The following is a 5,111-nucleotide window of genomic DNA, read 5'->3' on the forward strand; positions in this document are numbered from 1 at the left end:
CTGTCCTGTCCTGTCCTGTCCTGTCCTGTCCTGTCCTGTCCTGTCCTGTCCTGTCCTGTCCTTACTTCTTCATATAAATATTCAGAAAAGCATTGTGCTCCACCATCACTTTGTAAGTCTGGGACAGTGTTGCTCATAAGTGCAAACTGACTGTCATCATGTTGGCGTTGCTTAATCATAATTACTTTATTATCCGCTTGGGCATCAGGAAACAGTCGAGGCATCTGGTTTACATAATTGTTTATATTCCTATCAAAGTAGAGATTCTGCCTTTGGAATGGACGATAAAGAGATGGAACTATCTGAACGCCATCAAATGATAATGGCACATTTTTTGTAAAATCTTGACGCAAGGAACGTGACCAGCTAATTCTCGTCGGGTCTGAAGTAACAAAACTGTCCAGTTGTTTTTCCCGCTCTTTGCGGTCCAATGACGGGAAAGCATCATTAAATCGCTGACGTTCTCCCTCATAGGTAGAAATGATTGTTTTAATATTGGTTTCTAGAACAGAGCGGGAGGAGTTGAAGCACCAAGCGTCCCGTGCGGTTTCAATGCCACGAGAGAACAGACTGAATATTACAGGATCAGTATTTTTGTCCTTGCTCCCAATAGCAATAAATTTTCCGAAGCTGTCATCCCGTTGCCGCAGCCAGTCGCCATGTTCATCCGGTGTGATTGTCTGCCATAGATCTTCGCCAGTCAGGCCATTGATGCTGGCCAGTTCTGCAATGCGTTTCAGCTTCTGCTCACGGGTCAGATAATCCCCAATATCGTGGAACAAAATACGACTCTGTTCCTTTGCATTTGGATTCTTGACCATGAGGGAAATGGCAATCGGCGCCCGGCTTCCAGCATCGAATATCTTTCCACCTTCTTTGCGAGATGTTTCCCCTGATGTACGCTGGTTCCCCCGCAGATGAAACACATGGATGGAGGAAAATTCTTCGGCCAGACACCGGCGTAAACCATTTGCCGTATTGGCATCCAGAAAGCCTGCGTTGGTCACGAAACCGATGACGCCACAATCCCCAATGCGGTCAGATGACCAGCGGATGGCGCGGATATAGCTGTCATACAGGGCGCGCTTGTTCGTGGCACTGGACCGCTCCGCATAGGTCTTCGCAATCCGCGCATCCAGGGTGGGATAGGCCACATTCTGGTTGTTATCATTCCCACTTTCCTGCCCCACGGAATAGGGCGGGTTCCCCATGATCACACGGATATCCAGCTTCTTCTGTTTGTGGATACGCCGATTGTTGTCCTCCAGGGTCGCACTTACCAAGTCATGCGGTTCGTTCAGCCTGAAGGTGTCCGTCAGGCAGATACCTTCGAAGGGTTCATATGTCCCGTCCATCAGGTCGGAGAACGTGGCCTCGATATTGATGGAAGCGATATAATAAGCCAGCAGGACGATCTCGTTGGCGTGCAGTTCCTGCCGGTATTTATGGAGCATCTGCTCCTTCGTAATCAGCCCGCTCTGCAATAACCGGGTGATGAATGTGCCCGTGCCCGTAAAGGGGTCCATGATATGGACGCCCTTGCTTCCAAGGGTCTGACCGAACTCGCTTTCCAGCACGTCATTGATGGAACGGATGATGAAATCCACCACCTCGATGGGGGTGTAGACAATACCCAGGCGGTCCTTCAGGCGCGGGAAGGCTTTCTGGAAAAAGCCGTCATACAGTTCCTTGATGACCTTCTGGCGACCGTAGGAGGTATCAATCCCCGAAGCGCGTTCACGGACGCTGGTATAGAAAGCCTCCAGCCTGTCCGTTTCCTTGTGCAGGCTGTGCTTGTCCAGCGCATCCAGAACCGTCTGCATGGCTCGGGACATGGGGTTGTCGCCAATGAAGCTATGGCCGGAGAACAGGGCTTCGAACACGGGGCGGGTGATGAGATGCTGTGCCAGCATCTCGATAACTTCTTCCTCGCTGATGCTGTCGTTCAGCTCCGTCCGTAGGTCTGACGTGAACTCCTCGAACGAGGTTCGGGCTTTCACGTTGTCTGGATTCTCCAGAATGATTTTGATGCGAGTGATATGGGTCTGAGCAATCTGGGCAATATCGTCGGCCCAGTCTTCCCAGTGATGACGGTTGCCGACCTTCTTGACGATTTTGGCATAGATAGCCCGTTCGATTTCCCCGACTTCAAATTGCAGGGTTTCCTGCCTGTCGTCGTCAGGGAATGAAGCCTTCTTTCCAATTTTGTAGGACGAATGGGCTTTCTGGGCTGTGCCTGTTGTCAGGGCCTTTGTCTTGGCCGTGATCTTCTTCGTGACCGCGATGACTTCCATGCGGGATGTGTCAGGTCTGGCCTGAAGATCCATCTTGTTGACCATGTGATCAAAACGGTCATCGTGAGAACGCAGGGCCTGAAGCACCTGCCAGACCACCTGATAGGTCTTGTTGTTATCCAGAGCCTGGTCTGGCTCAACCCCAGCCGGGATAACTACGGGCAGTACGACATAGCCGCGCTTCTTACCAGGTGCGACCCGCATCACACGGCCTACGGACTGGACCACATCCACCTGTGAATTCCTGGGGGTCAGGAACAGGACTGCATCCAGCGCCGGCACGTCCACCCCTTCCGACAGGCAACGGACATTGGACAGAACCGACATATGCCTTCCGGGGTCTCGTCCTTCAGCCAGGCGAGTTTGCCTTCCTTTTCGCTGGCGTTCATCCCGCCATCGACGTGTTCGGCTTCGCAGATCAGACGGGCTTCAGGTTCAATGCCTTCCTGTTCCTGATATTCCTCCACGACCTGCTGGAACATATCGGCAATCTGGATGGAACTGACCTTGGGTGTTCTGCCCTTGTAGTCAGGAGAAATGACCTGGCAGAAGGCGACAGCCCGTTTCATTGGTTCGGGGATAGCTGTCCCCTCACGAGGCAATCCGCCCGTCGCCAGCGCCTTCCAGCATCCAACAATTTTGGAGGCATCGGATACGGTCAGGCCGTTATCGGGATCATCAAGAAGCTTTTGGACACTACGGCTGACGGTTCCTTCGTCAACCGCCAAGACAATGACCTTGTAGTCCACCAGCAGTTTGCGCCGGACGGCCTCGGAGAAGGTGATGACATGGAACTCAGGCCCGTAGATGGCCACATTGTTCATGCCATAGACAATGGCCCCCTCTTTTTCAGCCTTTTCCCGCGCCACATCGCCGTAAATACGCGGGGTGGCAGTCATGTAGAGTCGGTGCCTGCCAGCCAGATAATCCTGGTTATGAACGCGGACGAAGGCGCTATCGTTCTCCTCGCCCCCGAAAGTGACCCCTGTTGTCCTGTGCGCTTCATCGCAGACGATCAGATCGAACTCGGGGAAGTCATGCTCCTTCTGGGCACGGCTGATGACATCGATGGAATGATAGGTCGCAAACACGACCGTCATATGCGCGTCGTCATGCCGTTTGGCGTGTTCGGTCGCCAGACGGCCGGGACTGGTGGTTGCCGGGTACCGGATTTCGTGGATGTTGACCTTAATCTCGTCGTCGTTCCTCGCCTTCTTTTTTCCTACGTCACTGTCGGAACAGACCGCGAAGCTGTGGAGCGGCACCTGACTTTCCTGGGTCCATTCGGTCAGGGTCTGGGACAGCAGGGACAGGCTGGGGACGAGGAACAGGACACGACCACCGGTACCGACCTGCTGTTCCGCGATTTTCAGGCTGGTGAAAGTCTTGCCCGTCCCGCAGGCCATGATCAGACGGCCACGGTCATGGCTCTTGAAGCCTGCCAGAACCCGGCGGATAGCGGTTTCCTGATGCTCGCGGGCTTTCTTCTGCGCCCGCAGGATAGGCGCAATCTTGGGCTGATATTGCGACCAGTCAATCAGGCTGGTTTCCAGGTCATACAGATCAATCTTGCTGACGGGCGGATGCTGGTCGCAAGTGATGCCTCGGCATTGTCGGTCCAGTGGTTGGTCGTGGCGACAATGATACGTCGGGCAAAATGCTTTTTTCCCGAGGCGGTGAAAAAGCTGTCGATATCCTGTTTGCTAATACGATGGGACGAGGCATAAAATTTACATTGGATAGCATGGTATTCGCCGGTGCCCCGCGTTCTGGCGACCAGATCGATACCCGTGTCTTTCGCGACATAGCCTTCTTGGGTTGCCCAGTCCTTGTATGTCCATACCTGGTCATACAGGTCCGCGTAGCTCGGCTCTGTCCGCAGATAGCAGACAATCAGTTCCTCGAAGTAGGTGCCTTTCTCGCGCTCTGTGACGGATAGATTTCTATAGGTATCAAGCAGTTGGGAAAGCGCGGACATAATCGGGCAAGCCTTTGGACGGTCTGAAAATCACGTCTGGTCAGATTAACCCTTGCCGCAGGGATGGGGAATAGGCCTGCTGACAAAAGGTTTTTCAGACTGACGTGGACATGATTCAACGCTGGTATTTGCAGAAATCTATGAATGCGTGGCGATCTGACGGACGTAGAAGGGGCGATCATTGGCGACCTGCTGCCGCCTGAACGTGGGCGTTGGTCACGACCGGCACAGGATAACCATCTGTTTCTCAATGGAATGCTTTATGTCCTGCGTGTCGGTTGCCCATGGCGAAACATGCATGAGTGCTACAGAAAATAGAACTCGGTCTATGTCCGGTTTCACCGGTGAGCTGAGCAAGGTGTCTGGAATTCCTGGCTGGAAACACTGGTCGAACTCGGACTAATCGATAACTGGCAGCACATGATCGACAGCACAGTCGTTCGGAGGCATAGCCAGGCGTCTGGCATAAAAGGCGAGATTTAATAATTAGGTCCCACAGGAGCATTCGCAACCATTAGCACTACTTTGGCAGAAAATTTGGGATAAGGATTCTCAATGGGTGCGATCGGTGATTCATGGAAGACCAGCTGTAGTGGGAGCTGGCGATGAACACCGACTGGCGATCGGATCTGGAAGTATGGCTTGCGCCATTTCTGGTGGCCCTGGGTCACAAAGCGCAGCGGGCGATGTGTCCGGCTTATATTGCAGGCCTGATTGGACCTGGTGACCGCAAGAGCGTGCAGCCCATGGCTGCACGCAATGGCGATATCCCTTATGACCGGCTGCATCATTTCGTCAGTGCCAGTGTGTGGGACAGTGCGCCACTTGAGGCTGCTCTA

5 protein-coding genes are annotated in these 5,111 nt (G+C 53.4%); 2 read left to right on the forward strand and 3 right to left on the reverse strand.

The window, feature by feature from the left end; translation table 11 throughout:
• From JCM25156_RS29910 to JCM25156_RS29920, 3 genes are all read right to left on the reverse strand, one after another.
• Nucleotides 1-2,621: type ISP restriction/modification enzyme (locus JCM25156_RS29910; protein WP_199898845.1), on the reverse strand; the 2,621-nt coding region annotated here is incomplete at its 3' end.
• The gene (locus JCM25156_RS29915) at nucleotides 2,546-3,916 is read right to left on the reverse strand and encodes a DEAD/DEAH box helicase family protein (protein ID WP_199898848.1); all 1,371 of its coding nucleotides are present in this window, start codon (nucleotides 3,914-3,916) and stop codon (nucleotides 2,546-2,548) included. The genes JCM25156_RS29910 and JCM25156_RS29915, both read right to left, overlap by 76 nt.
• Nucleotides 3,832-4,272 carry a restriction endonuclease gene (locus tag JCM25156_RS29920; protein WP_199898846.1) on the reverse strand — a complete coding sequence of 147 codons (441 nt, stop codon included), beginning with the start codon at nucleotides 4,270-4,272 and terminating at the stop codon, nucleotides 3,832-3,834. The genes JCM25156_RS29915 and JCM25156_RS29920 overlap by 85 nt, the downstream gene beginning before the upstream one ends.
• Nucleotides 4,273-4,416: 144 nt before the next feature.
• On the opposite strand from JCM25156_RS29920, the gene JCM25156_RS32625 reads away from it, so the two are divergent.
• Complete coding sequence (locus tag JCM25156_RS32625) at nucleotides 4,417-4,590, forward strand: transposase (RefSeq protein ID WP_199898847.1); 174 nt, start codon at nucleotides 4,417-4,419, stop codon at nucleotides 4,588-4,590.
• Nucleotides 4,591-4,877: 287 nt separating this feature from the next.
• Nucleotides 4,878-5,111 (forward strand): transposase (locus JCM25156_RS27930; RefSeq protein WP_025812847.1); only part of this gene is annotated, 234 nt, incomplete at its 3' end.

It is taken from the genome of Komagataeibacter kakiaceti JCM 25156, from assembly GCF_000613305.1.

Excerpts from the sequence above, each read along its gene's own strand:
- JCM25156_RS29920 (WP_199898846.1), bottom strand. The coding sequence starts at position 4,272 with ATGTCCGCGCTTTCCCAACTGCTTGATACCTATAGAAATCTATCCGTC.
- JCM25156_RS32625 (WP_199898847.1), top strand. The coding sequence starts at position 4,417 with ATGCGTGGCGATCTGACGGACGTAGAAGGGGCGATCATTGGCGACCTG.